This window comes from Amycolatopsis roodepoortensis (genome assembly GCF_014873915.1).
Lineage (GTDB): Bacteria > Actinomycetota > Actinomycetes > Mycobacteriales > Pseudonocardiaceae > Amycolatopsis > Amycolatopsis roodepoortensis.
Genome location: NZ_JADBEJ010000005.1, coordinates 1,786,847 through 1,811,886, shown reverse-complemented (window position 1 = coordinate 1,811,886; position 25,040 = coordinate 1,786,847). Strand labels below are relative to the sequence as shown.

Annotated in this window: 26 protein-coding genes; 20 read left to right on the top strand and 6 right to left on the bottom strand. The window is 69.2% G+C overall.

Features of this window, described 5'->3' with window-relative positions:
• Positions 1–72: 72 nt before the first annotated feature.
• The 7 genes from H4W30_RS27850 to H4W30_RS27820 are packed head-to-tail and all read left to right on the top strand — an operon-like array spanning position 73 to position 6,729.
• Positions 73–1,110, top strand: a complete 1,038-nt coding sequence (locus H4W30_RS27850; RefSeq protein ID WP_192745527.1) for an MCE family protein — start codon at positions 73–75, stop codon at positions 1,108–1,110.
• The gene (locus H4W30_RS27845) at positions 1,107–2,138 is read left to right on the top strand and encodes an MCE family protein (protein WP_192745526.1); all 1,032 of its coding nucleotides are present in this window, start codon (positions 1,107–1,109) and stop codon (positions 2,136–2,138) included. Before H4W30_RS27850 ends, H4W30_RS27845 begins: the two co-directional genes overlap by 4 nt.
• Positions 2,135–3,316 carry an MCE family protein gene (locus H4W30_RS27840; RefSeq protein ID WP_192745525.1) on the top strand — a complete coding sequence of 394 codons (1,182 nt, stop codon included), beginning with the start codon at positions 2,135–2,137 and terminating at the stop codon, positions 3,314–3,316. The genes H4W30_RS27845 and H4W30_RS27840 overlap by 4 nt, the downstream gene beginning before the upstream one ends.
• Positions 3,313–4,518, top strand: coding sequence for an MCE family protein (locus H4W30_RS27835; RefSeq protein WP_192745524.1), 1,206 nt, complete (start codon positions 3,313–3,315; stop codon positions 4,516–4,518). The genes H4W30_RS27840 and H4W30_RS27835 overlap by 4 nt, the downstream gene beginning before the upstream one ends.
• On the top strand, positions 4,515–5,750 hold the full coding sequence (locus tag H4W30_RS27830; protein WP_192745523.1) for an MCE family protein: 1,236 nt from the start codon (positions 4,515–4,517) through the stop codon (positions 5,748–5,750). The genes H4W30_RS27835 and H4W30_RS27830 overlap by 4 nt, the downstream gene beginning before the upstream one ends.
• On the top strand, positions 5,750–6,238 hold the full coding sequence (locus H4W30_RS27825) for a hypothetical protein (RefSeq protein ID WP_192745522.1): 489 nt from the start codon (positions 5,750–5,752) through the stop codon (positions 6,236–6,238). The genes H4W30_RS27830 and H4W30_RS27825 overlap by 1 nt, the downstream gene beginning before the upstream one ends.
• A complete protein-coding gene (locus H4W30_RS27820; RefSeq protein ID WP_192745521.1) occupies positions 6,235–6,729 on the top strand; it encodes a hypothetical protein in 495 nt (164 codons plus the stop codon). Before H4W30_RS27825 ends, H4W30_RS27820 begins: the two co-directional genes overlap by 4 nt.
• Here the strand turns inward: H4W30_RS27820 and H4W30_RS27815 are convergent, their stop codons facing one another.
• Positions 6,730–7,203, bottom strand: coding sequence for a hypothetical protein (locus H4W30_RS27815; protein ID WP_192745520.1), 474 nt, complete (start codon positions 7,201–7,203; stop codon positions 6,730–6,732).
• A 177-nt stretch (positions 7,204–7,380) separates the two neighbouring features.
• Between H4W30_RS27815 and H4W30_RS27810 the strand changes: the two genes are divergently transcribed.
• The 3 genes from H4W30_RS27810 to H4W30_RS27800 all read left to right on the top strand — a co-directional run bounded on the left by H4W30_RS27810 (position 7,381) and on the right by H4W30_RS27800 (position 10,974).
• Complete coding sequence (locus H4W30_RS27810) at positions 7,381–8,625, top strand: aminotransferase class I/II-fold pyridoxal phosphate-dependent enzyme (protein WP_192745519.1); 1,245 nt, start codon at positions 7,381–7,383, stop codon at positions 8,623–8,625.
• A gap of 241 nt (positions 8,626–8,866) precedes the next feature.
• Positions 8,867–9,814: a ferritin-like domain-containing protein gene (locus H4W30_RS27805; RefSeq protein WP_192745518.1), complete on the top strand. Its 948-nt coding sequence runs from the start codon at positions 8,867–8,869 to the stop codon at positions 9,812–9,814.
• Positions 9,815–9,879: 65 nt separating this feature from the next.
• Entirely contained in the window at positions 9,880–10,974 is a 1,095-nt protein-coding gene (locus H4W30_RS27800; RefSeq protein ID WP_192745517.1) for an FAD-dependent oxidoreductase, read from the top strand.
• Positions 10,975–11,302: 328 nt separating this feature from the next.
• On the opposite strand, the gene H4W30_RS27795 is transcribed toward H4W30_RS27800, so the two are convergent.
• Positions 11,303–13,093: an AMP-dependent synthetase/ligase gene (locus H4W30_RS27795; RefSeq protein WP_192745516.1), complete on the bottom strand. Its 1,791-nt coding sequence runs from the start codon at positions 13,091–13,093 to the stop codon at positions 11,303–11,305.
• A gap of 125 nt (positions 13,094–13,218) precedes the next feature.
• On the opposite strand from H4W30_RS27795, the gene H4W30_RS27790 reads away from it, so the two are divergent.
• From H4W30_RS27790 to H4W30_RS27760, 7 genes are all read left to right on the top strand, one after another.
• Positions 13,219–13,629 (top strand): polyketide cyclase / dehydrase and lipid transport, encoded by a 411-nt coding sequence (locus H4W30_RS27790; RefSeq protein ID WP_192745515.1) that lies wholly within the window; start codon positions 13,219–13,221, stop codon positions 13,627–13,629.
• Positions 13,630–13,637: 8 nt separating this feature from the next.
• On the top strand, positions 13,638–14,426 hold the full coding sequence (locus H4W30_RS27785; RefSeq protein ID WP_126734870.1) for a metallophosphoesterase family protein: 789 nt from the start codon (positions 13,638–13,640) through the stop codon (positions 14,424–14,426).
• Positions 14,427–14,567: 141 nt separating this feature from the next.
• Entirely contained in the window at positions 14,568–15,008 is a 441-nt protein-coding gene (locus H4W30_RS27780) for an SRPBCC family protein (RefSeq protein ID WP_192745514.1), read from the top strand.
• Between the two features lie 14 nt (positions 15,009–15,022).
• Positions 15,023–16,165 (top strand): ArsA family ATPase, encoded by a 1,143-nt coding sequence (locus H4W30_RS27775; RefSeq protein ID WP_192745513.1) that lies wholly within the window; start codon positions 15,023–15,025, stop codon positions 16,163–16,165.
• Entirely contained in the window at positions 16,162–16,581 is a 420-nt protein-coding gene (locus H4W30_RS27770) for a hypothetical protein (protein WP_192745512.1), read from the top strand. The genes H4W30_RS27775 and H4W30_RS27770 overlap by 4 nt, the downstream gene beginning before the upstream one ends.
• Positions 16,582–16,597: 16 nt before the next feature.
• Complete coding sequence (locus H4W30_RS27765; RefSeq protein WP_192746843.1) at positions 16,598–17,557, top strand: ROK family protein; 960 nt, start codon at positions 16,598–16,600, stop codon at positions 17,555–17,557.
• 4 nt (positions 17,558–17,561) lie between these two features.
• A complete protein-coding gene (locus H4W30_RS27760) occupies positions 17,562–18,425 on the top strand; it encodes an NUDIX domain-containing protein (protein WP_192745511.1) in 864 nt (287 codons plus the stop codon).
• Here the strand turns inward: H4W30_RS27760 and H4W30_RS27755 are convergent.
• From H4W30_RS27755 to H4W30_RS27745, 3 genes are read right to left on the bottom strand one after another with little or no spacing between them, the layout of a single operon-like run.
• Positions 18,422–19,564, bottom strand: a complete 1,143-nt coding sequence (locus tag H4W30_RS27755; protein ID WP_192745510.1) for a glutamate--cysteine ligase — start codon at positions 19,562–19,564, stop codon at positions 18,422–18,424. The two genes, H4W30_RS27760 and H4W30_RS27755, sit on opposite strands and share 4 nt — an antisense overlap.
• A gap of 20 nt (positions 19,565–19,584) precedes the next feature.
• On the bottom strand, positions 19,585–20,088 hold the full coding sequence (locus tag H4W30_RS27750) for a hypothetical protein (RefSeq protein ID WP_192745509.1): 504 nt from the start codon (positions 20,086–20,088) through the stop codon (positions 19,585–19,587).
• Positions 20,085–20,855 carry an alpha/beta hydrolase gene (locus H4W30_RS27745; RefSeq protein WP_192745508.1) on the bottom strand — a complete coding sequence of 257 codons (771 nt, stop codon included), beginning with the start codon at positions 20,853–20,855 and terminating at the stop codon, positions 20,085–20,087. The genes H4W30_RS27750 and H4W30_RS27745 overlap by 4 nt, the downstream gene beginning before the upstream one ends.
• A gap of 216 nt (positions 20,856–21,071) precedes the next feature.
• Between H4W30_RS27745 and H4W30_RS27740 the strand changes: the two genes are divergently transcribed.
• Positions 21,072–21,833: a lysophospholipid acyltransferase family protein gene (locus H4W30_RS27740; RefSeq protein WP_007033728.1), complete on the top strand. Its 762-nt coding sequence runs from the start codon at positions 21,072–21,074 to the stop codon at positions 21,831–21,833.
• A 20-nt stretch (positions 21,834–21,853) separates the two neighbouring features.
• Entirely contained in the window at positions 21,854–22,339 is a 486-nt protein-coding gene (locus tag H4W30_RS27735; protein WP_016332795.1) for a polyadenylate-specific 3'-exoribonuclease AS, read from the top strand.
• A 310-nt stretch (positions 22,340–22,649) separates the two neighbouring features.
• Here the strand turns inward: H4W30_RS27735 and H4W30_RS27730 are convergent, their stop codons facing one another.
• Positions 22,650–23,726, bottom strand: coding sequence for a 3-deoxy-7-phosphoheptulonate synthase (locus H4W30_RS27730; RefSeq protein WP_192745507.1), 1,077 nt, complete (start codon positions 23,724–23,726; stop codon positions 22,650–22,652).
• 282 nt (positions 23,727–24,008) lie between these two features.
• On the opposite strand from H4W30_RS27730, the gene H4W30_RS27725 reads away from it, so the two are divergent.
• Positions 24,009–25,034, top strand: a complete 1,026-nt coding sequence (locus H4W30_RS27725) for a 6-phosphofructokinase (protein WP_034322513.1) — start codon at positions 24,009–24,011, stop codon at positions 25,032–25,034.
• Positions 25,035–25,040 lie beyond the last annotated feature (6 nt).

Sequence of the window (25,040 nt, the reverse complement as noted above, 5' to 3'; positions counted from 1 at the left end):
ACGCTGGGGCCTCGTGAGCGGCAATGACGGTTCTAACCGTCCTAGCCACTCACGAGACGGGAGGGGCGCCCGATGAGGTCCTTCATCCCGGATCTGGTCAAGATCCTCGTCTTCGCCGTGGTGACGGTGTTGCTCACCGCGATCCTCGGCGCCACCATCGCGAACACCAACTTCGGCGAGACGTCGGGCTACACGGCCAAGTTCACCGACGCGTCCGGCCTCAAGGAGGGCGACGACGTCCGCATCGTCGGCGTGAAGGTCGGCCAGGTCGGCAAGATCGAGGTCGAGGAGGGCGAGAAGAGCCTCGCCCAGGTCCATTTCGACGTCCAGACCTCGCACCGCCTGCCGGCGTCGGTGACCGCGACGATCAAGTACCGCAACCTGGTCGGCCAGCGGTATCTCTCGCTCGGCACGGATATCGGGGACGAGAAGTCGTTGCCGCGCGGCGGGGTCATCCCGCCCGAGCGCACCAAACCGGCGCTCAACCTGACCGTGCTGTTCAACGGGTTCAAACCGCTCTTCCGCGCGCTGAACCCCGAGGACGTCAACAAACTCTCCTACGAGATCATCCAGGTCTTCCAGGGCGAGGGCGGCACGATCACCAGCCTGCTCGCGCACACCGCGTCGGTCACGTCGGCCATCGCGGGCAAGGACAAGATCATCGGTGAGGTCATCGCGAACCTCAACACCGTGCTCGGCACGGTCGAGCGACGCTCGCCGCAGCTGGGCGAGCTGATCGACCAGACCCAGCGGCTCGTCACCGGGCTCTCCGAGCAGCGGCAGCCGATCGGGGAGGCGGTCAAGGCGCTGGGCGACCTCACCGTCGCCACCACCGGCCTGCTCGCCGACGCGCGGCCGGCGCTCAAGGACGACGTCGTCCAGCTCGGCGCGCTGTCACAGAACCTCGGCGATTCGGAACAGCTGCTCGACCATCTCCTGCAGGTCCTGCCGGGCAACCTGCAGAAGTTCACCAGGACGCTGAGCTACGGCAGCTGGTTCAACTACTACCTGTGCGGGATCTCCGGCAGCATCGGCATCAAGTCGCTCGACATCGAACTGCCGATCACGCCGCTGCCCGGCACGCAGCGACCGGAGAGGTGCGGGCCGTGAAGCCGCTCAAGGAACGCAACCAGGCCGTGGTCGGCGGCGTGACGCTCATCCTGATCGTGCTGGTCACGGCGACGACGTACTTCTCCGACCGGATCCCGTTGTTCGGCAGCGGGACGACCTACTCCGCGTACTTCGGCGAGTCCGCCGGGCTGGCGCCGGACAACGAGGTCCAGGTCGCCGGGGTCAAGGTCGGGCAGGTCAGCTCGGTGGAGCTGGCGGGCAAGAAGGTGCTGGTGAAGTTCCGGGTCAAGGATGTCCGGGTCGGCGACGCGACCGCCGCGTCGATCGAGATCAAGACGCTGCTGGGCGAGAAGTTCCTCGCGCTCACGCCGAAGGGCAAAGGCAGCCAGGACCCGAACACCACCATCGGGCTCGACCGCACACGGACGCCCTTCGAGCTGCAGGACGCGTTCCAGGAGCTGTCGGGCACGGTCGGCGACATCGACACGGCACAGCTGGCGACGAGCTTCACCGTGCTTTCCGACGCGCTCAAGGACAGCCCGCAGTACCTCAAAGACGCGCTGAGCGGCCTGTCCTCCTTGTCCAAGACGGTGTCCTCACGCGACGGTGACCTGAAGACGTTGCTGGCCAACACGAGCAAGGTGTCCAAGACGCTGTCCGACCGCAACGCGCAGCTGAAACGGATCCTCGACGACGGCAACCTCCTGCTCGCCGAGCTGCAGAACCGGAAGGACGCGATCAGCACCTTGCTCAAGGGCACGCAACAGGTTTCCGCGCAGCTGTCCGGTCTCGTCGCCGACAACCGGCAACAGCTGAAGCCGACACTGGAGAAACTCGGCAAGGTCACCGACATCCTGCAGCGCAACCAGGACAACCTCAGCCGCAGTCTCGCGCTGATGGCGCCCTTCGCCCGCGTCGGCGCGAACGCGACCGGCAACGGGCGCTGGTTCGAGGGGTACCTGTGCGGGCTGCTGCCGCCGACGATCATCGCGGGCGCGTTCCAGGTGAACCCGGAGGGCTGCACCCCGCCGATCGCGGCGCCGAACCAGGGGGTGGGCGGACGATGAGCACTCGCACCCGCACGGTCTACGACTGGGTCGCGTTCGCCTGCGTTCTCGTGCTCCTCCTGACCGCCGGGCTGTGGCTGGTGTTCAAGGAACCGGGCGGGACGCGGATCAGCGCCTACTTCGGCAAGACCGTCGGGCTCTACGCGGGTTCGTCGGTCCGGGTGCTCGGCGTGAAGGTCGGGGAGATCACCGGGGTCACGCCGCAGGGTGAAGCCGTCCGGGTCGACATGCGGATCGACGGTGACACCCCGATCCCGGCCGACGCGGGGGCCGTCGTCGTCGCGCCGAGCCTGGTCAGCGACCGGTACGTCCAGCTGACCCCGGCGTACGAGAGCGGCCCCGAAATGGCGACGGACACCGTGATCGCCAAGGAGAAGACGGCGACCCCGGCCGAGCTCGACGACCTCTACACGAGCCTGGACAAGCTCTCGACCAGCCTGGGACCCAACGGTGCCAACAAGAACGGCGCGCTGTCCGACGTGCTCGACACCGCGGCCGCGAACCTCGACGGCAACGGGAAGAACCTCAACACGACGGTGACGCGGCTGTCGGAACTGGCCAAGACGCTGGACAGTTCCAAGGGCGACCTGTTCACCACGATCCAGAACCTGAACTCCTTCACCGGCGCGCTGGCCGAAAGCGACAAGCAGCTCAACGAGTTCTACCGCCGGGCAGCGGACGTGAGCGGCTTCCTGGCCGCGGATTCCGCCGACGTGGGCGCCGCGCTGAACTCCCTGGCGACGGCGATGGGCGACGTCGAGAAGTTCGTCGCGGAGAACAAGGACCTCCTCTCGTCCAATGTGGACAAACTGGCCGGGCTGACCAAGGTGCTCGTGGACCAGCGGGCCTCACTCGCCGAGGTGATCGACATCGCGCCGACCGGCGCGACCAACTTCATCAACTCCTACGACGCCGCGTCCGGCACGATCGCGGTGCGGGACAACCTGAACGAGCTGACGCATCCGCCGATCCTGACCGTCTGCCGCCTGATCAGCGCGAGCACGCCGAAGCCGATCCCGGACGCGCTGGGCAACATCTGCAAGCAACTGGCGCCCGTCCTCGACGGCACGCTGAAACTCCCGTCGGTCCCGCAGGTGCTGGCGTCGCTGCAGAGCGGCGAGCTGCCACCGCTGCCGCTCCCGCTCGTCGACGTGATGACCAAGGGGATCCCGAAATGAAGCGGCAGCGGCAGAAGATCGCGGGAGTGATGGCGGGCGTCCTGGTGCTCGCCGGCTGCAGTGACGGCGGTTTTTCGGGGCTGTACAACACGCCCTTGCCGGGCGGTGCGGATCTCGGCGACCATCTGTACCGGCTCACCGCGCAGTTCTCCGACGTCCTCGACCTCGTGCCGCAGGCGAGCGTGAAGGTCAACGACGTCCCGGTCGGCCGGGTCGAGAAGATCGACCTGGCGCCGGACACGCGTTCGGCGTGGGTGAGCATGGTCGTCAACGGCGACATCGCGCTGCCCGCGAACGCTCGTGCCGAGCTGCGGCAGTCGAGCCTGCTCGGGGAGAAGTTCGTCGACCTGCACGCCCCCGAGAAGCCCGAGGGGACGCTCGCCGAGGGCGCGAAGATCCCGCTGGACCGCACGAACCGCAACCCCGAGGTCGAAGAGGTCCTCGGCGCGCTTTCCCTGCTGCTCAACGGCGGCGGCGTCGAGCAGATCCAGAAGATCAGCCACGAGCTCAACGAAGCGCTCACCGGCAACGAGGCCGAGGTCCGCTCCCTGCTGTCCCAAGTGGACAAGATCGCCACCGAACTCGACGGGCACAAGGGCGAGATCCTTCGCGCCATCGACGGTCTCGACAAGCTGTCCAAGACCCTCGTCGGCCAGACGCAGAACCTCACGAACGCGCTCGACAACCTCTCGCCGGGGCTCAAGGTCGTGACCGAGCAGCGGGATCAGCTCGTCGGCATGCTGCAGTCGCTGAACACCCTTTCCGGGGTCGCGACCGAGACGATCAACGCGAGCAAGGACACGCTGGTCGCGAACCTGCGCGCGTTGCAGCCCACGCTGAAGAAGCTCACCGAAGCCGGCCAGGACCTGCCGACGGCGCTGCGGATCCTGCTCACGTACCCGTTCCCCGACTACGCGGGCAACGTGATCAAGGGCGACTACGCGAACGTCGAAGCGAAGATCGACCTGAAACTGGACACGTTCCTGGAGAACATGAACAACTCGTCGCAGCCGATCATCCAGCTGCCCGGTACCCGGGGCACCGGCACACCTGGCGCGATCCCGTTCAACAACGGCGCCGCGCCGCCGGTGCTGCCGCTGCCCGCCGGCGATCTCCCGCAGGCTCCCCAGGCACCGCAGGGGGATGTGCTCGGCGGCGTGCTCGGCGGGATCCTCGGGCCGCTGCTCGGAGGTGGCGAATGATCACGCGCAAGACCAGGATCCAGCTGGCGGCGTTCGTCGTCATCGCGGTGGTTTCGGTCGTCTACGCGGGCGGCAAGTACGCCGGGCTGGACCGGCTCTTCGGCACCCGCGGCTACCTCGTCACCGCGCAGCTCGTGGACTCCGGCGGGATCTTCGTCAACGCCGAGGTCTCCTACCGCGGTGTCGCGGTCGGCAAGGTCGCGTCGATGACGCTCACCGAACACGGTATCGACCTCGGTCTCGACATCGATTCGGGCGCGCCGAAGATCCCCGCGGACACCAAGGCCGCGGTCGCGAACCGGTCGGCGGTGGGGGAGCAGTACGTCGATCTGCTGCCCATGCACGAAAACGGGCCGTACCTAGCCGAGGGATCGGTCATCAAGCGCGACAAGACCTCGATCCCGCTCGGACCGGACACCGTCCTGTCCAATTTGGACAAACTGGTGTCGAGCGTGAAACCGGAATCGCTGAAGACCGTCGTCGACGAGACTTACGAGGCTTTCGCGAACGCCGGCCCGGATCTGCGGCAGCTGCTGAACAGCACCGGTTCGCTCACCGCGACCGCGACGCAGTACCTGCCCGACACCCAGGGCCTGCTCGCCAACTCCCGGACGGTGCTGGACACCCAGCGGCGGCAGGCGGACAGCATCACCCAGTTCTCCAGCGGGCTCAAGACGATCGCCGCGCAGCTGAAGACGTCCGACCCGGATCTGCGGCGCGTGATCGACGAGGCGCCGAAGCTGAGCCGCCAGATCAGCGACGTGCTCGCGGTCTCCGGGACCGACCTCGGGGTGCTGTTCGCGAACACGCTCACGACGGCCCAGATCACCTCCGCTCGCACGGACGCGATCGAGGAACTGCTCGTCGCGTACCCGATCATCTCGGCGTTCTCGCGTTCGACGTCGCCGGACGGCACCGGTCACCTGGGCGTGGTCTTCAACTTCTTCGACCCGGTCTCGTGCACGAAGGGCTATGAGGGCACGAAGCAGCGTCCCGCCAACGACACCACTGAGGCACCGGTGAACACCCAGGCGTACTGCGCCGAGCCGCCGGGAAGCCCCACCGGCGTGCGCGGCTCACAGAACGCTCCGTACGCCGGAAAGCCGCCCGCGGTCCCCGAGCGGCCGAAGCAGACCCCGCAGGCGGCGGAATCCGCTCAGCTGCCGGGGGTGCTGAGCCTGCTCTCCGGATCCGCTCCCGGCGGGCTCGGCGCGCTGCTGGGTGGCAAGTAGTGCTCACCCGTGCCCTCACCGTCGTCGCCGCGCTGGCGGTCCTGGCGGCCGCCTGGTTCGGCTGGTCGTGGTGGAGCGCCGCCCGTGACGACGGCCTGGCGCGCGGCAGAGAACGCGAAGCCGTCCTGGCCGCCGCGTCCGGCCAGCTCGAAGTGCTCAACACGATCGACTACCGCAGCGGCGCGCAGGACGTCGACCGCTGGCTCGGCGTCACGACGGGACGGCTCGGCAAGGACCTCACCGGTGACCGGCAGATCCAGATCGACCGGGCGAACGCGAGCAAGACCGTCGCGACCGCCGAGCTCAAACAGGCCGCGGTCACCGAACTCGACGCCGTCGCCGGGACGGCGCGGCTGATGGCCGTGCTGGACGTGCGGGTCAGTACCGGCGGCGGCTCGGCCGCGCCCAAGGTGAGCAGGCTGACCGTGGACTACCAGCGGGTCGAGGGCGGCTGGAAGGTCAGCGCGGTCCAGGCGGCGGGATCATGACCGGACGCCTCCCGCGGATCCTGCTCGCGATCATCGTGGTGGCCACCGGCTGCGCGGTGTGGTTCGGCCTCCAGGCGTCCTCGCTGGGCTCGGACGGCAACGCGGCACTGGTGGACCAGGCCGCCACGGCCGAGGTCGCGGACCAGGTCGGCGCCGGGGTGAAGGCCGTCTTCTCCTACGACTACAGCAACTTGGCGCGAACCGAGCGGGCCGCGGGCGAGGTGCTGACCGGCGAGGCGACCGGACAGTACCGGGACCAGTTCGCGTCGGCGCGGAAACGGGCCGAAGAACAGAAGCTCGTGCGGACGACGACGGTCCGGTCGCTGGGTGTCCGGTCCCTGCGTGGCGACCAGGCCGAGGTGCTGCTGTTCCTCGACCAGCAGACGATGACCGCCGGTGGCGGCGCGCCGCAGTCGACGGTCTCGCAGCTTTCGGTCACCGCGCAGCGCGTCGACGGCCGGTGGAAGATCTCCCGGCTGACCCCGCTGTGATCAGGAGAGGCGTTTCATGTTCGCGCCGGTGATCGTGCCGCCGGAAACGGTGTAGGAACCGGAGAAAGTACGCAGAGAACCGTCGGTCTGCCGAGCCGAAAGGTCGACGTACACGGTGTTCCCGCTCACGCTCCGCACGGTGACGTCGGCCCACGAAGTCGACGCGTATCCATTGGCCCAGGAGGCATAAGTGCCGCCTTTCGCCAGCCGTTGCCCGCCGAGATTCCACGCGGTGGGGAAATCACGCCGGTTGATCGCGTCGTAGAAGGCGATCACCGTTCGCGCCACGGGAACCGCGGGTGCGACATAAACCGTCTGCGGCGGGGCCGCGACCGCGGGTGGCTGGATCACGATCGTGTCCGGCGGAGCGGTCACCGTGACGGCGGGCATGGCCGTTCCTTGATTCGGTACCGCGCAGGCGGCCAGCGTGCCCGCCGCCAGCAGCGTCACCGCCGCCCATTTCTTCGCTCCCATTTCTCTCCCCTTTTCCTCGTGCTGCCGAGAATGCGGGAAAAGGCGGCGGGGAAATAGGGGATTCGGACTCGTTACGATCGCTGAAAAACACGCCGGAACCGTTATCGGATCTTGTGCGCGCGGGGCCTAGGGCCACCCTCGTCTCACGCCGGACCGCCCCCGGGTTTAGCGTTAGGCATGACCACTGCACCTGTCGATGTCGAGAGCGCCCGCCGCGACTACGCGGCCCTCGTCGACCGTGGCCTCTCCCTGGACATCACCCGCGGCAAGCCGTCCCCCCGCCAGCTGGACCTCGCCGACGGGCTGCTCGCCCTCCCCGGAGACGTGCGCAAGGCCGAAGACGGCACGGACGTCCGCAACTACGGCGGCCTCAAGGGTCTGCCCGAGCTCCGCCGCATCTTCGCCGGGCCGCTGCAGGTCCCGGCCGAGCAGCTGCTCGCCGCGGGCAACTCCAGCCTGGAGCTGATGCACGACTCGATCGTGCAGGCCTTCCTCAGCAAGCTCCCGGGCGCCGAGCGCCGCTGGGCCGACGAGCCGAGCGTCAAGTTCCTGTGCCCCGTGCCGGGTTACGACCGTCACTTCGCGCTGGCCGAGCGCTTCGGGATCGAGCTGATCCAGGTGCCGCTCACCGAGACCGGCCCGGACATGGAGGTCGTCGAGCGCCTCGTCGCCGAGGACGCCGCGGTCAAGGGCATCTGGTGCGTGCCGAAGTACAGCAACCCGACCGGCGTCACCTACAGCGAAGACACCGTGCGCCGCCTCGCGACGATGACCACAGCCGCCCCGGACTTCCGGATCTTCTGGGACAACGCCTACGCCGTGCACCACCTCACCGACGAAGAGGCGCCGCTGGCGGACCTGCTCGCGCTGGCCACCGAGGCGGGCAACGCCGACCGCGTGTTCGTCTTCGGCTCCACCTCGAAGGTCACCTACGCGGGTGGCGGTGTCGGCTTCTTCGGCGCCTCCGAGGCGAACCTGGCCTGGTGGACCGGCCTCATCGGCAAGCGGACCATCGGCCCGGACAAGGTCAACCAGCTCCGCCACGCGCAGTTCCTGCGCGACGAGGACGGCGTCCGCGAGCACATGCGCAAGCACGCCGAGCTGATCGGGCCGAAGTTCGCGGCCGTCGACGAGATCCTGACCAAGGAACTGGGCGAATCGGGCCTCGCGTCCTGGACCAAGCCGACCGGCGGGTACTTCATCTCGCTGACCGTGCCGTCCGGGACCGCCAAGGAGGTCGTGCGGCTGGCCAAGGAGGCGGGGATCGCCCTGACCCCGGCCGGCGCGACCCACCCGTACGGCGACGACCCCGAGGACGCCGTCATCCGCATCGCGCCGACGTACCCCGAGCTGGCCGAAGTCGAAGAGGCCATCCGCGGGCTCGCCGTCTGCGTCCGCCTTGCCGCGGCGACGAAGAAATAAGTTCGAGCCGAAGGCAAGGGTGGCGTGTCGCGAAAGCCACTTTCGCGACATCTGACGTCCCGAAAGTGGCTTTCGCGACACCGGCTGAGGTGACGCGGCCACTCGCGAGCCCTTGATCTGCGGTTCCTTGACCAAGACGGCGACGAAGAAATAAATTCGAGATCTTCTCCAATCCGGGTCACGGGTGGTTCCGAACGTCCGAGTGGGTGGGTGTGCACCGCAAAGACGAGAGGAACCACTCGTGTTCGGAAAGCCCTTCGTTCGTACCCTGATCTCGCGCAGCGCCGAGAACCGCACGGATCGCCGCCGGTTCCTGAAGGCCGCGGGCGCGGCGGGGCTCGGTGTGGTCGGCGCGACCTACCTCGGGGTGCAGGCCACTTCGTCCGCATCGGCGACGGGTGAGGCCGCTGCCGCCGCGGAAGCCCCTAGTGATGCGGCCGTGCTCAACTTCGCGCTCAATCTGGAGTACCTCGAAGCCGAGTTCTACTCCTTCGCCGTCCACGGCCGCGGGCTGCCGGACGACCTCACCGGTGGCGTCGGTGCCCAGGGTGGCGTCGTCGGCGGCAAGAAGGTCATGTTCCACGACAAGACGCTGCACCAGTTCGCGAAGGAGATCGCGGGCGACGAGGTCGCGCACGTCAAGTTCCTGCGCGGCGCGCTGGGCGAGGCCGCGGTGTCGCGGCCCGAGATCGATCTGAAGAACAGCTTCACCGCCGCCGCCCGCGCGGCCGGGCTGATCAGCGAGTACCAGCAGTTCGACCCGTTCGCCAACGAGAAGAACTTCCTGCTGGCGGCGTTCCTGTTCGAGGACGTCGGCGTGACTGCCTACAAGGGTGCCGCGCCGCTGATCACCAACAAGACGTTCCTGGACGCGGCCGCGGGCATCCTGGCGGCCGAGGCCTATCACGCCGCCACCATCCGGACCTCGCTGTTCGACCGCGGTCTCGGTGACGCGGCGGCCAAGATCTCCAACGCCCGCGACACTCTCGACGGCCCAGGCGACGACGACCAGGGCATCCTGCTCGGCAACCAGGCCAACATCGTGCCCGCCGACGCCAACGGCATCTGCTTCGGCCGCGGCGCCGACCGGGTGCTGAACGTCGTCTACCTGAACCCCGGCCCGGTGAAGGAGGGCGGGTTCTTCCCCAAGGGGGTCAACGGCGACATCGTCGCCAGCGGCGGCGCGTAACCCTCTCCGTCGGGTCGCCGTTTCCCGGTAGGTTCGGGTGACGGCGACACGACAGGGGGTCAGCGGTGAAGGCTGTGATCATCGGCGGCGGCGTCTCGGGCACGGTGACCGCGATGGCGTTGCAGCGGGCCGGGATCGAGGCGAGCGTCCACGAGGCGTATCCCTCCGGCGGCGAAGACGCGGGCGCGTTCCTGACGATCATGCACAACGGCATGGACGCCCTGCGCGCGATCGGCGCCGAGGGGCCGGTGATCGACAAGTCCTTCGAGGCGGTGGGCCTCGAACTCGTGACCCCGGACGGGCGGACGGTCGAACGGCGTTCCTTCGACATCGACGGTCTCGCCGGGCCGCGCACGATGACGCGAGCGGCGCTCTACCGCGCGCTGCAGGAGGAGGCGATCTCGCGCGGGATCGCCTTCGAGCGCGGGAAACGGCTGGTCTCCGCCACACCGGGGGCCGCTCGTTTCGAGGACGGTTCCGTGGCCGAGGGCGACATCCTGATCGGCGCCGACGGGCTGCGCTCGGTCGTCCGGACCATCATCGACCCGGACTGCCCGCCGCCGCGCTCGACGGGCCTCGACGTCGTCTACGGCTACACGACCGACCCCGGCATCCCTCAGGCGCCGTCCCTCTATCGGATGATTCAGAGCCTGCACGCCTTCTTCGGCTACACAAGCACGCCCGACGGCGCGACGTACTGGTTCGCGCGGCTTCCCACGGCCGAGGGAGTGCGCTCGGGCCTGTCACCGGCCGAATGGCGCTCGGCCGCTTTCGCCGCTTTCGAGGGGGAACCGTTGCCCGCCGCGGAAATCATCGAGTCCACGGGGGACGACGTCTTCGGTGGGCATTCCTACGACGTGCCCTCGACGCCGGTGTGGTTCACCGAGTCGATGGTGCTCGTGGGCGACGCGGCGCACGCGGCCTCGCCCGCCGCGGGGCAGGGCGCGTCGATGGCGTTGGAGGACAGTGTCGTGCTGGCGCAGTGCCTGCGGGATCTTCCCGACGCCCCAACGGCATTCGCGGCCTACGAGCGGCTGCGGCGGGCGCGGGTGGAGGAGCTGGTGGCGAGCAGCGCGGCGGTGTCGTCGGGGACGACTTCCGACCGGGACCGGAACTGGCTGTACCGGCACCACATCGAGTGGGACGCGAAAATCGGCTGAAGGACGCTTCGCCGCGCAGGCGGGGTGTCCTGAAGGGCACCTTCGGGACGCTCAACGTCTCAAAGGTGACCTTCGGGGCGGTTCTGTCCACAGTGGATGGCCAGGGGGGCGGAAGTCCGTTCTGTGTATTGAGGCGAGGGGAAGGGCTTCTGCGCGTGGGGAAGGGTGCTTTTCCTGCATGGCAGGCGGTGAGAGGGCACTTCAGTCACCATCCCGGCCCGCCGTTGCGAAAGCCACTTTCGCAACACCCAGCCAGGATCCGCCAAAGTACGTGAAGGCCCCCTTCACTGCGCTAGACGCAGTGAAGGGGGCCTTCACGTACTTTGGCCTACTTCTTGTACAGGGCCTCGATGTCGGTCGCGTAGTTCTTGTTCACGATGTTGCGCTTCAGCTTCAGGCTCGGCGTGATCTCGCCGCCGGCCTCGGTGAAGTCCTTCGAGAGGATCGTGAACTTCTTGATCGCCTCGGCCTGCGAAACCGCGCTGTTGGCCTGATCGACGGCCGTCTGGATCTCGGCGCGCAGCTCGGCGTCGTCGGCCAGGTCGGACACCGAGGCGTCGGCGGGCTTGCCGTGCTGAGACTTCCACGACGGGAAGTACTCCTCGTCGATGGTGATCAGCGCGCCGATGAACGGCCGCTGGTCGCCGACGACCATCGCCTGGCTGACCAGCGGGCTGGCCTTGATGGTGTCCTCGAGCCCGGACGGGGCGACGTTCTTGCCGCCCGCGGTCACGATGATCTCCTTCTTGCGGCCGGTGATCTTGAGGAACCCGTCCCGGTCCAGCTCGCCGAGGTCGCCGGTGTGGAACCAGCCGTCTTCGAGCGCTTCGGCGGTCGCTTCGGGGTTGTTGAAGTAGCCGCCGAAGACGACGTCGCCCTTGAGCAGGATCTCGCCGTCTTCGGCGATCCGCACCGAGGTCCCGGCGACCGGACGGCCCACGGTGCCGACGCGGAAACCGTCCTGGGTGCCGACGCAGGCGGCGGCGGACGTCTCGGTCAGGCCGTAGCCCTCGAACACCGGGACGCCGATGCCGCGGAAGAAGTGCGCGAGCCGCACGCCGAGCGGGGCACCGCCGGACACCGCGGCCACGCACCGGCCGCCGAGGGCCGCGCGCAGCTTGGTGAACACCAGCTTGTCGAACAGCGCGTGCTTGATCTTGAGGCCCAGCCCGGCGCCGCCGGTGTCCTGGGCCTGGCTGTACGCGACGGCGGTGGCTTCGGCGGCGTCGAAGATCTTGCCCTTGCCGTCACCGTGCGCCTTCTGCTTCGCGCCGTTGTAGACCTTCTCGAACACCCGGGGCACGGCGACGACGAACGTCGGCCGGAAGGTGCCGAGGTCGGCGACGAGGTTCTTGACGTCCGACGTGTGCCCGAGGGTCACCCGCGCGCTGAGCGCGGTCACCGCGATGGCGCGGGCGAGGACGTGCGCGAGCGGCAGGAACACCAGCAGCGAGTTGCCCTGCTCCATCAGCTGCGGGAACGCGGCGATGTCGGCGCGGATCTCGGCGAGGAGGTTCCGGTGGGTCAGCTCGACACCCTTGGGGCGGCCGGTGGTGCCCGAGGTGTACACGATCGTGGCCAGGTCGCCGGCCTTCACCGTGCGGCGCCGCTCGTGCAGGTCGTCGTCGCTGAGCCCGGTGCCCTGCTCGGTGAGGCGCTCGACGGCGCCTCCCTCGATCTGCCAGGTGTGCTCCAGGGCGTCGAGACGGCCCTTGACGGTCTCCAGCGTGGCGACGTGTTCGTCGGTCTCGACGAACACGGCCTTCGCGGCCGAGTCCGAGAGGATCCAGTGGACCTGTTCGGCCGAAGACGTGTCGTAGATCGGGACGGTGACCGCGCCGGCGGCCCAGATCGCGAAATCGATCAGGGTCCATTCGTAGCGGGTCTTCGACATGAGCCCGATCCGGTCGCCCGGAGCGATGCCGGCCTCGGCCATTCCCTTGGCCACGGCCAGAACCTGGGCGGCGAAGTCTTTGGCGGTGACGTCCAACCAGGTACCGTCGACCTGGCGGCGGAAACTCACCACATCGGAGAACCGCTCGGCGTTCGCCCAGACGACGTCGGCGAGATTTTCGTCGTCGTTCACCGGAGTGGCGGCGGGGGCGCTGTATTCGCGCACGAGGAACCTCCGTGTTCGCGTGCAAGTGGTGTGACCGGTGTTACCCGCCAGTCAACTTAGCGTGCCGTGCACCTTAAGACCATGCTGACGAATCGGCCATACCCAGGGCATGACATTCTGCCGCTGTGAACCAGGCGCCGCCAGCTCTCGACATCGTCGACGAGACCTTCATCGTGGTCCCGCCCTCCACCGTCGCCGCCGCCTTCGCCGATCCGCGATCTTGGTCACGTTACTGGCCGGACCTCGTCCTGGAGGTCTACACCGACCGTGGCGACCAAGGACTGCGCTGGACCGTGCGCGGCGCCTTGATCGGTACCATGGAGGTCTGGCTCGAGCCGGTGCTCGACGGCACTTTGCTGCACTACTTCCTGCGCGCCACGCCCGCCGGTCCGGACGGGGAGCCTCGTCCGCTCCAGGCCCGTGACCTGCGGCGGGAGTTCGATCGCAGGGCCCGTGCCGCCAAGGCGATCGCGCTCGGGCTCAAAGAGGTCCTCGAGGACGGGCGCGAGCCCGGGGTCGGTCCCCGGGCCGAGTAGGGGAGAGCATGCGGGTTCACGTGGTGTCGGACGTGCACGGCAACGCCGACGCGCTCAAACGCGCGGGCGACGGCGCCGACGCGCTGATCGTGCTGGGCGACCTGCTGGACTTCGTCGACTACCGCGAACACGACAAGGGCATCATGGGCGCGCTGTTCGGCGCCGAGAAGGTCGGCGAGTTCGCGCGGCTGCGACGTGAGGGCACTCGTGATGAGACCGTTGCCTTCTCGCGATCGTTGTGGGCCACTTTGGCCGATCCCGCCGCTGCGGTCGGCGAGGCGATCCAGGACCAGTACGCCGTCCTCTTCGGAGCGCTGACCGCGCCGACGTTCGCGACCCCCGGCAACGTCGACGACCCGTCGCTGTGGCCCGAGTTCGCCGGCGACGGCATCACCGTCCTCGACGGCGAGGTCGCCGAGTTCGGCGGGCTGCGCTTCGGGTTCATCGGCGGCGCGCTGCTCCCGCCGAACGTGGTCCCGCGCCGCAACGGCTTCTGGCGGCCGTACCTGCGCACCCGCGAGGAGTACGACGTCGCGGTCGCCGGCCTGGAGAAGGTGGACGTCCTGTGCACCCACATCCCGCCCGCCGTCCCGGAACTGACCTACGACGTGATCGCCCGGCGCTCCGAGATCGGGTCGGCGGCGCTGGTGGATCTCATCCGCGAGCAGCGGCCGCGCTGGTCGGTCTTCGGGCACGTCCACCAGCCGCTGACCCCGAGGACGAGGCTCGGCAGGACCGAATGCCGTAACGTCGGTCACTTCAAAGAGACCTCTCAGCCGTACGTGCTTCGCTGGTGACTTGCCGGTCCCGGTTAGAGCCTGATCCTCGGGCGCGCGCCGCCGGATCCTCCCCGAATCCGGGCCTTCGGCGAAAAGAAACGCGCGCGTGTGGTCACCCGCCCGCCCGGGAACCGCACGACACGCTCTAGGCTTCACTCCATGGCCGAGCAGTCCACGCAGTCCATCGAGGTCGACGCCGAGCCCGCGCGGGTGATGGCCGTCATCGCCGACTTCCCCGCGTACCCGGAATGGGCCAAGGCCGTCCGGGAGACCGAGGTCCTCGCCGAGGACGACAACGGCCGCGCCAAGCAGGTGAAACTCACCCTCGACGCCGGACCCATCAAGGACGTCTACACCCTCGAGTACGACTGGGACGCCGACGGCCACGGAGTCAGCTGGCACCTGGTCAAGGGGCAGATGCAGAAGGCCCAGAACGGCCGCTACGCCCTCGAAGCGCTGGGCGGCGGCCGCACCAAGGTCACGTATACGCTGTCCGTCGAGCTGGCGCTGCCGATGATCGGGCTGCTGCGCCGCAAGGCCGAGAAGATGGTCATGGACACCGCGCTCAAGGAGCTCAAGAAGCGCGCTGAAGCATCCTGAGTCGAAGGGTAGGCATGCGGATCCTGCTGTTCACCGGCAAGGGGGGTGTCGGCAAGACCACGCTGGCCGCGGCGACGGCGGCGGCACTGGCCGGGCGGGGCAGGAAGACGCTCGTGGTCTCGACCGACCCGGCGCATTCCCTCGGTGACGCCTTCGGCCGCGCGCTCGGCGGCGAACCGTCCGAAGTGGACACGCTGCTGCACGCCGCCCAGATCGACACGCGCGGCCTCGTCGACAGCACCTGGCGCGAACTCCGGCAGGAACTCCAGATCGCGCTCGCGGGAGCGGGTCTCGACTCGCTCGACGCCGAAGAGCTCACGGTGGTGCCCGGCGTCGACGAACTCCTCGCCCTCACCGAAGTGCAGCGCCTCGCCGAGCGCGGTCCCTGGGAGACGGTCGTCGTCGACTGTGGACCGACCGCGGAAACGCTGCGCCTGCTGGCCTTGCCCGAAGCCGTCTCCGGCTATCTGTCGAGGATGTTCAAACCGGGCGCGCGGCGGACGGCGGCCGCGGTGCGGCGGCTCGGCGCGCATCTGGAGTCGCTGCGCACCCTGCTGACCGATCCGGCCACCACGACCGTGCGGCTCGTCCTGACGCCGGAACGCGTCGTCGTGGCGGAAGCCCGCCGGACGCTCAGTTCCCTTGCCCTGCGGGGAATCCTGGTCGACGGCCTGATCGTCAACCGGCTGATGCCCGCGCCCGGGTTCTGGCGCGGCGCGGCGGCCACCTGGATGCGGACCCGGCGCGCGCAGCAGAACACCGTCCTCGCCGAACTCGCCGACGCGGGGTTCGGGCCCGGGCAGGTGAAGCCCGTCGAGTATCGCGCGGTCGAGCCGGTGGGGCTCGAGGCGCTGCAGGAAATCGCGTACGAGCTCTACCAAGGCCTGGATCCCCTGGCGGGAAGCGAAAAAGGGGTGACCCCGCTGCTGCGGGTGTCCGAATCGGACAGTGGCTACGAGCTGCGGATCGCGGTGCCGCTGCACCGTGACTCCGAAGTGGACCTGGCCAGAGTGGACGATGATCTCGCCGTCACCGTGGACGGTTTCCGGCGGCTGATCGCCCTGCCGGAGATGCTGCGCCCGTGCCGGATCACCGGTGCGGAATCCGACGCGCACGGCCTGGTCGTGAACCTGGCCGGGAACCGGGGACCCGGGTGAGCGAGAACGACGAGAACACCGGATCGGCGCCGCTCGACCTGGCCGAAGAGATCCGGCTGCTGGTCGAGCTGGTCGTCGAGCACGCCGCGCCGTGGCTGGAGGGACTGATCTCCGCCGGGCACGGCTGCACCGACCACGATTCCGGCGGGTGGTGCCCGCTCTGCGCGATCGTCGGGATCTTCCGCGGCGAGCGGCCCGAGTTCGTGGCCAGCCTGATGGAGCAGGCCGCGCAGCTCGTCGCGCTGCTGCGGGCGGTGCTCGCCGATCGCTGGGAACCCGAGGCCGGCGTGCACATGCCGGGGTTCCAGCCTGCGCGGAAGGATCCCACGGCCGAAGATGTGCAGGTGGGAGCTTCGCGGGTCCAGCACATCACGGTGACCAGGCGCGACGCTTGGCAGCCGGACCGGGAGAACTGAGTTGCTGACGGTAGGGGTGGACGTCGGGGGCACGAGTGTGCGCGCCGGCGTGGTGGACGAGCACGGCTCGCTGATGGACACGGCCAGGGTCGGGACGCCCAGCGGGGAGGACGCGCTCGAGGACGCCATCGCCGGGGTCGTCGAAGACCTCCGCAACCGGCACGAGGTCTCCGGCGTCGGACTCGCGGTCGCCGGGTTCGTCGCGAAGGACCGGCGGACGGTGATGTTCGCGCCGCATCTGTCCTGGCGTGCCGCGCCGGTCGCCGAGCGCATCGAAAAGCGGGTCGGCCTGCCGGTGACCCTGGAACACGACGTGAACGCCGCCGCGGTCGGCGAGTACCGCTTCGGGGCCGCCCGCGGCGCCCATGTCGCCGCGCTGATCGCGCTGGGCACCGGGATCGGCGCGGGACTGCTGCTCGACGGCAAGATCTACCGGGGCGCGTACGGTGTCGCGCCGGAACTCGGGCACCTGACCGTCGTCCCCGGCGGCAGGCCCTGCCCGTGCGGGAAATACGGCTGCTGGGAGCGGTACTGCAGCGGGACGGCGCTGGCCGCCACGGCGGTGGAGCTGCTCGCGCGCCATCCCGGCCGTTCGACCGTGCTCGCGCGCGAGACCAGGGGAGACCCCGGCTCGGTCACCGGACGCCGGGTCGCCGGCGCGGCCCGTGACGGCGACCCGATCGCCCAGCGCGCGATGACCGAACTGGCGAAATGGCTGGCCGAGGGCCTGGCGCTGGTCGCCGACGTCTTCGATCCCGAGATCATCGTGATCGGCGGCGGGGTGTCCGAATCGGCGCCGCTGTTCCTCGACGAGGCGCGCGAACGCTACGCGGGCAAGATCACCGGCGCCGGGCACCGTCCGCTGGCGCGGATCCGGGCCGCGCACCACGGCGACGATTCGGCGATCGTCGGTGCCGCCGCGCTCGCCGTCGACGCTGCGAAGGCTCCCGGCGCCGAGGTCGGTGTGACAGGCTGAAGCCGTGACCCGGCAGGACGGCAACGGCTTCGTGAAATGCGACTTCGGGCATCTTCACTGGGGGTTGAACGGCGCCGCCGGGCTGCTGCTGTCCGATCCCGCGCGCGGTGTCCTGCTGCAGCGGCGGGCCTGGTGGGTCCATCATGGACGTACCTGGGCGCTGCCCGGGGGCGCCGTCGAGGCGGGGGAGAGCCCGCGCGAGGCCGCCACCCGTGAGGCGCACGAGGAGGCCGACATCCCGCCCGGGCGGGTCCGCGCGCTGGCCGCGTCGCACGTCGACCACGGGAACTGGCGGTACACCACGGTCCTGGCCGCGCCGATCGGCCCGCTTTCGGCCAGGGTGACGAGTGCGGAGAGCGCGGAACTGCGGTGGGTCCGGGCGGCCGAGGTCGCGGACTTCCGGCTGCATCGCGACTTCGCGGCGGCGTGGCCGGGATTGAGGGAACACTTGGATCGCAGGCTGGTACTGGTGGTCGACGGCGCGAACGTCGTCGGGTCGAGGCCGGACGGCTGGTGGCGCGACCGGCGTGGCGCCGCGGAACGGTTGCGGGACAAGCTCGCGACCTTGTCCGAGACCGGGCTCGCCGATCCGGCACTGCCCGGTGGCGGTGGATGGTCGTGGTGGCCGAAGGTCGTGCTGGTCGTCGAGGGCAAGGCGCGGGGAGTCGCGGCTGTGCCGGGCGTCGAGGTAGTGGACGCCGAGTCCGACGGTGACTCCCGGATCGTGGCGGTCGCACGGGAGGCCCGGGCGGCCGGCCCGGACGACCACGTCGTCGTGGTGACCGCGGATCGTGAGCTGCGGTCCCGCGTCGAGGCCCTGGGCGCTTCGACCTTCGGCCCCGGCACCCTTTTGGGGCACCTCGACTAAGGGCGCGCGATCTTCCCGTCCCGCATCTCCGCGATGAGCGAAGCGACCACGGCCCGCAGGCTGCCGTTGTACTGCTTCGCCACCGCGCGCTGGCGCAGGTAGCTGGGCCCGTAGGCCAGGATGGTCTCCACCGACCGCAGCTCGTCGGCGCAGCCCAGGCGCCGGGCCACCGGTTCCAGCCGGTTCAGCAGGTCGTAGGTGTCGTCGGTGACCAGCCGCTCGTTGCCCGCCGCATCGAGGATGACGATCGCGTCGACGCCGTAGCGCGCCGCGCGCCACTTGTTCTCCTGGACGTGCCACGGCGGCAGCGTCGGCAGGATCTCGCCGTCGTCGAGACGCGCGCTGAAATCGTCGACCAGGCATTGGGTCAGCGCGGAGATCGCACCGACCTCCTCCAGCGTCGGCAGCCCGTCGCACACCCGCATCTCGATCGTCCCGAAATGCGGCGCGGGCCGGATGTCCCAGCGGATCTCCGAGAAGTGGTCGATCACGCCCGTGGTGAACATGTCGTCGACGTAGCTCTCCAGCTCGGTCCACTTCCGGAACTGGAACGGCAGCCCGGCCGTCGGCAGCTGCTGGAACATCAGCGCGCGGTTCGAGGCGTACCCGGTGTCCTCCGCGCCCCAGTACGGCGAAGACGCCGAAAGCGCTTGCAGATGCGGCGCGTACTTGAGCAGCGCGTCCAGGATCGGCAGGGCCTTGTCGCGGTGGTCGACGCCGACGTGCACGTGGACGCCATAGATCAGCATCTGCCGCCCCCACCACTGGGTCCGGTCGATGAGCTTGGCGTAGCGCTCCTTGTCGGTGACCTTCTGCTGGTACCACGTCGAGAACGGATGCGACCCCGCCGAGAACAGCTCGACGCCCAGCGGGTCGAGCACCGAGTGCACGACGTCCAGCGAGTCGCTCAGATCGGCCTTGACCTCGGCGATCGTGTCGCAGATCCCGCTGATCACCTCGATGGTGTTGAGCAGCAGCTCCTGCTTGATCTTCGGATGCTCCTCCTCGCCGTCCGGACGGACGGCGTCGAGCACCTGCTCCGCGACCGACGAGAGCTCACCGGTCCGCCGGTCGACGAGGGCGAGTTCCCATTCCGCGCCGACCGTCGACCGGCGCGAGGGGGTGAAGTCGATCTTCATCTTCCGAATTGTCCGGCAGATCAGACCTGGGCGCCGTTGTTCGGATCCGCGCCGGGCGGCGGCCCCTGACGCACCCGCAGCAGGAGCAGGGCGATCGCGGTCGCGAGGGCGAGGATGCCGAGGGGGGTGCCGAGCCGGGTGCCCATGCCGATCAGATTGGGCGCGATCAGGAGCAGCAGGCCGAGCACGAAGAACAGCAGGACGATGAACGCGCCCTTGCGCGGACGCGGCAGGGGAGGCGGCTCCGGCGGCACGAAATGGCCCTCGTCGTCGCTCGGCCCGGCGGGGTCGTCCTCGAAGAGGGTCTTGTCCCAGCTGGTGCCGCCGCCGCGCCAGCCCGGTTCGGGTTCGGCGTCCGACGGCTCGGGCCGGGGTGTCTTCTCGGCGGGCTTCTCCGCCGTCTTCCCGGCCGGTTTCTCCACGTCGTCGTCGGGGAACAGGCCGACGCCCTCCGCACGGAGGTCGGCCACGATCTCGGCGAACGTCGCGTCGACGTCCTCCGGCCCGTCCTTGCCTCTGTTCATCCGGCGTCCACCTGTCCCGCCCGGCGTACGGACCGGGCGAAGTCCACCGTACGCGTGAAGATCAGGCCCGCGTCGTGGTCTTGCGTGGCGACGTGGAAGCTGTTCTCCAGCACCACCTCGGTGACGTCCTCGCTGCCGATCCCGTCCAGGATCACCTGGGAGTTGACCGGCTCCACGATGTGGTCGACGGCCGAGTGGAGCAGGAGCACCGGCTGGGTCACCTTGCGCAGATCCGCGCGGGTGAGTTTCCACAGCTTCGCCAGGCTGGCCGCGGCGCGCACGGGCGTCCGCGAGTAGGCCAGCTCGGTCTCGCCGGGCTTCGCGATGTCGTTCGCCACGCCCGGTACCGACGGCAGGATCCTCGACAGGACCGGCAGCAGCTTGGCGTCCCAGCGCAAAGTCAGGATCGACGGGTTCACCAGCACGATGCCGGCGATCCGGTCGCCGAACTCCTCGGCGAGCCGCAGCGTCAGTGTCCCGCCCATCGACATCCCGGCGACGAACACCGTGTCGCAGGTCGCGAAGAGCGCCAGCAGCTCTTCACGGACCGCGCCGTACCAGTCCTCCCAGCCGGTCCGGTTCATGTCCTGCCACCGGGTGCCGTGCCCGGGAAGGAGCGGGCAGCGCACCGTGTAACCGGCTTCGGCCAGATGGTCTCCCCAGGGCCGCATGCTCGCGGGGGTGCCGGTGAATCCGTGGCACAGCAGGAACCCTGCTTCGGTCGAACCGGTGTGAGCGAACGGTTCCGCGCCGGCGAGGACGGCCATGCGATCGCCTTCCGTGAGAGCTGGGTAGGTCTCCTATGTTCGCACGACCGGAGCGGCTTGTGGGCCCCCGCTCTCACTTCGAAAATCGGGCCGGATCCGATGTGAGATCCGTCGCTGGGTGCGGGTAACCGGGTGGACTTCGTTGTGCCTGGGGTGCGCGATTCGTAGTCTTGACCATCGGGCGCGGGGGTCGAGCTGCTAGGAGGAGTTTTCGCAGTGCTGTACTGGCTCATGAAACACGTGTTTATCGGGCCACTGCTCAAGGCGCTGTGGCCCACCAAAGTCGTCGGCGCGGAGAACATCCCCGACGACGGCGGCGCGATCCTCGCGGGCAACCACCTCGCGGTCGCCGACTCCTTCTTCATGCCGCTGCGGGTCAAGCGCAAGGTGACCTTCCCGGCCAAATCGGAGTACTTCACCGAAAAGGGCTTCAAGGGCCTGCTGAAGAAGTGGTTCTTCACCGGCGTCGGCCAGTTCCCGATCGACCGCTCCGGCGGCAACGCCGCGCAGGCCGCGCTCGACACCGCGACCCGGCTGGTCCGCGAGGGCCACCTTCTCGGCATCTACCCCGAAGGCACCCGCTCCCCGGACGGCCGCCTGTACAAGGGCAAGACCGGCGTCGCGCGGATCGCGCTCGAATCCGGCGGCGTCGTGGTCCCGGTCGCCATGATCGGCACCGACAAGGTCAACCCGATCGGCTCGAAGATGTGGTGGCCGCGCCGCCTCGAGATCCGCTTCGGCAAGCCGCTCGACTTCTCGCGCTACGAGGGCCTCGCCGGCGACCGCTTCATCGAGCGGTCCATCACCGACGAGATCATGTACGCGCTCATGGAGCTCTCCGGCCAGGAGTACGTCGACATCTACGCCGCCAAGGCGAAGGAACTGCTCGCCGCCGAGGAGGCGGGGCTCCGCCCCAAGGTGCCCGCGCAGCCGTCCGCCCAGGACGTCGCCCGCATCCCGGACACCAAGGTCGGCTGACGCCCCACTAGGGTTCTCCGGTGCGCTTTTTCTACGACACCGAATTCATTGAGGACGGCGTGACCATCGATCTGGTGTCGATCGGTGTCGTGGACGAAAGAGGACGCGAGTTCTACGCGGTCTCGACCGATTTCGATCCCGGCAAGGCCGGCCCCTGGGTCCGCGACAACGTGCTCCCGAAACTCCCGTCGCCCGCCGACCCGGCGTGGCGCAGCCGCGAGAAGATCCGCACGGATCTGCTCGAGTTCTTCGGCAAACCTCCCGGCGGGATCGAGCTGTGGGCCTGGTTCGCCGCTTACGACCACGTCGCGCTGGCGCAGCTGTGGGGGCCGATGCCCGCGCTGCCGCGCCAGCTGCCCCGGTTCACGCGTGACCTGCGGCAACGCTGGGAGGACGCGGGCAAGCCGAAGCTGCCCTCGGCGCCGGACGACCAGCACGACGCGCTGGCGGACGCGCGGCACAACTACCAGCGGTGGCAGATCATCGAGTCCTACTGGCACCGGTAAGCCCTTCGCCCTCGTGAGTGGTAAGGACGGTTCTAACCGTCCTCACCACTCACGAGGCGTGCGCTAAAGCGTAACTCGCGTGCTTGAAGGCGTAACTCGCGTGCGTAGAGGCGTAACTCGCGTGATCAGCGGCGTAACTCGTGAGTGTCGCTTCCAGACACGCGAGTTACGTGCCTGAACACGCGAGTTACGCCTCTACGCACGCCGCGCACCCGCGTTCCCAGTCCGTGAAGGCCTCCTTGAGAGACCCAGAGTCCCTCAAGGAGGCCTTCACGGACTTCGGACCAGTAGCTACTTAAGAGGCCTGGAGTCAGCGGCGTGAGTCGACGGCCTCCGCGAGGGTGTCCAGCAGCTCCGCCGTCGTGTCCCACCCGAGGCACGCGTCCGTGATCGACTGCCCGTAGGTGAGCGAAGCGGCCGAGCCCAGCGTCAGGTCCTGTCGCCCCTCCACCAGGAAGCTTTCCAGCATCAGCCCGGCGATGCCCCGCTCACCGGCACCGATCCGGCCGGCGAGTTCGCGGACGACCGTGGCCTGCCGCACGTGGTCCTTCGCGCTGTTGCCGTGGCTCGCGTCGATGATCACGCGCTCCGGCAGCCCCGACTTCGCCAGCCGCGCCAGCGTGTCGGCCACCGTCGCGGGGTCGTAGTTCGGGCCCGCCGAACTGCCGCGCAGGATCACGTGGCAATCCTCGTTGCCCGCCGTGGTGATCAGGGCGGCGAGGCCGTCGGGGTTGATCCCCGCGAAGACGTGGCTGGCGCCGGCCGCGCGGGTGGCGTCGACGGCGACCTGGACGTCGCCCTCGGTGGAGTTCTTGATCCCGACCGGCATCGACAGCGCGCTGCACAGCTGCCGGTGCACCTGGCTCGCCGCGGTCCGCGCGCCGATGGAACCCCAGGTCACGGTGTCGGAGATGAACTGCGGGGTGATCGGGTCGAGGAACTCGCAGCCCACCGGCAGGCCGAGCGCGGAGATGTCGAGCAGCAGTTTGCGCGCCATCCGCAGGCCGTGGTTGACCTCGTACGTCCCATCGAGCCCGGGGTCGTTGATGAGCCCCTTCCAGCCGAGCGTGGTCCGCGGCTTCTCGAAGTAGACCCGCATGACGATGTGCAGGTCGCGGCGGTGTTCTTCGGCCTTGGCGGCGAGGCGGCGGGCGTAGTCGAGCGCGGCGTCCGCGTCGTGCACCGAGCAGGGCCCGACGACGACGAGGAGCCGGTCGTCCCGGCCGTCGAGGATGTCGACGGCCGAGGCCCGCCCGGCTAGGACGGTATCGGCGATTTCCGCCGTCATCGGATGTTCGTGCCGCAGCATCGCGGGCGACAGCAGCGGGTTGATGGCCGCCGTGCGGTGCCCGTCGAGGGCGATCAGGGTGTCAGCGGAGGGAGACATCGCGGGTCTGGTTCCTTTCGAAAGGGATACCGACCCGCGGGAACTCGCCGAGCCGGTGTGATTCCGGCTCGGGGTGGAGGTCAGCGCAGGTTCACGCGGCCGTGCCCACCCGGGGCCAGCTTCGTAAACCAGAAATAGCGCTGCACGGGGCCAAGCTAGCACATCGCCGGCGTGGACCGATTCCCGAGGTGGTCCGCCCTGCACCGATCCAGAGAACTCCCGCTACGCTGGCGGCGGGACATGTGACTGTCATCTCTACGGAACACAAGACGGAGGCTTCTCATGCGTGTCGGTGTGCTGACCGGCGGTGGCGACTGCCCGGGGCTCAACGCGGTGATCCGCGCTGTGGTGCGCAAGGGCATCGAGGTGCACGGCTGGGACATCGTCGGGTTCCGCAACGGCTGGAACGGTCCCCTCACCGGGGACAGCCGCCCGCTCGGCCTGAACGACGTCGAGGACATCCTGACCCGCGGCGGCACGATCCTGCGGTCGTCGCGGACCAACCCCTACAAGGTCGACGGCGGGGTCGACAAGATCAAGGCCGTGCTCGCCGAGCAGCAGGTCGACGCGCTGATCGCGATCGGCGGCGAGGACACCCTCGGCGTCGCGAAGCGGCTCACGGACGACGGCGTCGGCGTCGTCGGGGTGCCCAAGACGATCGACAACGACCTCGGCGCCACCGACTACACCTTCGGCTTCGACACGGCCGTCTCGATCGCCACCGAGGCCATCGACCGGCTGCACACCACGGCCGAATCGCACCACCGGGCCCTGGTCGTCGAGGTCATGGGACGGCACGCGGGCTGGATCGCGCTGCACTCCGGCCTCGCCGGCGGCGCGAGCGTGATCCTGGTGCCGGAGCGGCACTTCAGCGTCGACCAGGTCGTCTCGTGGGTCGAGCGCCGGTTCGAGAAGGAGTACGCGCCGATCATCGTGGTCGCCGAGGGCGCGCTGCCCGAGGGCGGCGAGGAGAAGCTGCTGACCGGGGAGAAGGACGCCTTCGGGCACGTCCGGCTCGGCGGCATCGGCACCTGGCTGGCCGACGAGATCGCCGCCCGCACCGGCAAGGAGTCCCGCGCGGTCGTGCTCGGGCACGTCCAGCGTGGTGGCACCCCGACGGCGTACGACCGCGTGCTCGCCACCCGGTTCGGCCTCAACGCCGTCGACGCCGTGGCCGACGGTGACTTCGGCGTGATGGTGGCGCTGCGCGGCACGGACATCGTCCGCGTCAAGCTCTCCGAAGCCACCGCCGAGCTGAAGACCGTCCCGGTCGAGCGGTACGAAGAGGCCGAGGTCTTCTTCGGCTGAGCCCGG

What these genes read in the sequence shown, in the direction of transcription:
- H4W30_RS27850 (WP_192745527.1), top strand. Translation starts at nt 73, where the DNA reads ATGAGGTCCTTCATCCCGGATCTGGTCAAGATCCTCGTCTTCGCCGTG.
- H4W30_RS27840 (WP_192745525.1), top strand. Translation starts at nt 2,135, where the DNA reads ATGAGCACTCGCACCCGCACGGTCTACGACTGGGTCGCGTTCGCCTGC.
- H4W30_RS27835 (WP_192745524.1), top strand. Translation starts at nt 3,313, where the DNA reads ATGAAGCGGCAGCGGCAGAAGATCGCGGGAGTGATGGCGGGCGTCCTG.
- H4W30_RS27830 (WP_192745523.1), top strand. Translation starts at nt 4,515, where the DNA reads ATGATCACGCGCAAGACCAGGATCCAGCTGGCGGCGTTCGTCGTCATC.
- H4W30_RS27820 (WP_192745521.1), top strand. Translation starts at nt 6,235, where the DNA reads ATGACCGGACGCCTCCCGCGGATCCTGCTCGCGATCATCGTGGTGGCC.
- H4W30_RS27815 (WP_192745520.1), bottom strand. Translation starts at nt 7,203, where the DNA reads ATGGGAGCGAAGAAATGGGCGGCGGTGACGCTGCTGGCGGCGGGCACG.
- H4W30_RS27810 (WP_192745519.1), top strand. Translation starts at nt 7,381, where the DNA reads ATGACCACTGCACCTGTCGATGTCGAGAGCGCCCGCCGCGACTACGCG.
- H4W30_RS27785 (WP_126734870.1), top strand. Translation starts at nt 13,638, where the DNA reads ATGCGGGTTCACGTGGTGTCGGACGTGCACGGCAACGCCGACGCGCTC.
- H4W30_RS27780 (WP_192745514.1), top strand. Translation starts at nt 14,568, where the DNA reads ATGGCCGAGCAGTCCACGCAGTCCATCGAGGTCGACGCCGAGCCCGCG.
- H4W30_RS27775 (WP_192745513.1), top strand. Translation starts at nt 15,023, where the DNA reads ATGCGGATCCTGCTGTTCACCGGCAAGGGGGGTGTCGGCAAGACCACG.
- H4W30_RS27755 (WP_192745510.1), bottom strand. Translation starts at nt 19,564, where the DNA reads ATGAAGATCGACTTCACCCCCTCGCGCCGGTCGACGGTCGGCGCGGAA.
- H4W30_RS27750 (WP_192745509.1), bottom strand. Translation starts at nt 20,088, where the DNA reads ATGAACAGAGGCAAGGACGGGCCGGAGGACGTCGACGCGACGTTCGCC.
- H4W30_RS27745 (WP_192745508.1), bottom strand. Translation starts at nt 20,855, where the DNA reads ATGGCCGTCCTCGCCGGCGCGGAACCGTTCGCTCACACCGGTTCGACC.
- H4W30_RS27730 (WP_192745507.1), bottom strand. Translation starts at nt 23,726, where the DNA reads ATGTCTCCCTCCGCTGACACCCTGATCGCCCTCGACGGGCACCGCACG.
- H4W30_RS27725 (WP_034322513.1), top strand. Translation starts at nt 24,009, where the DNA reads ATGCGTGTCGGTGTGCTGACCGGCGGTGGCGACTGCCCGGGGCTCAAC.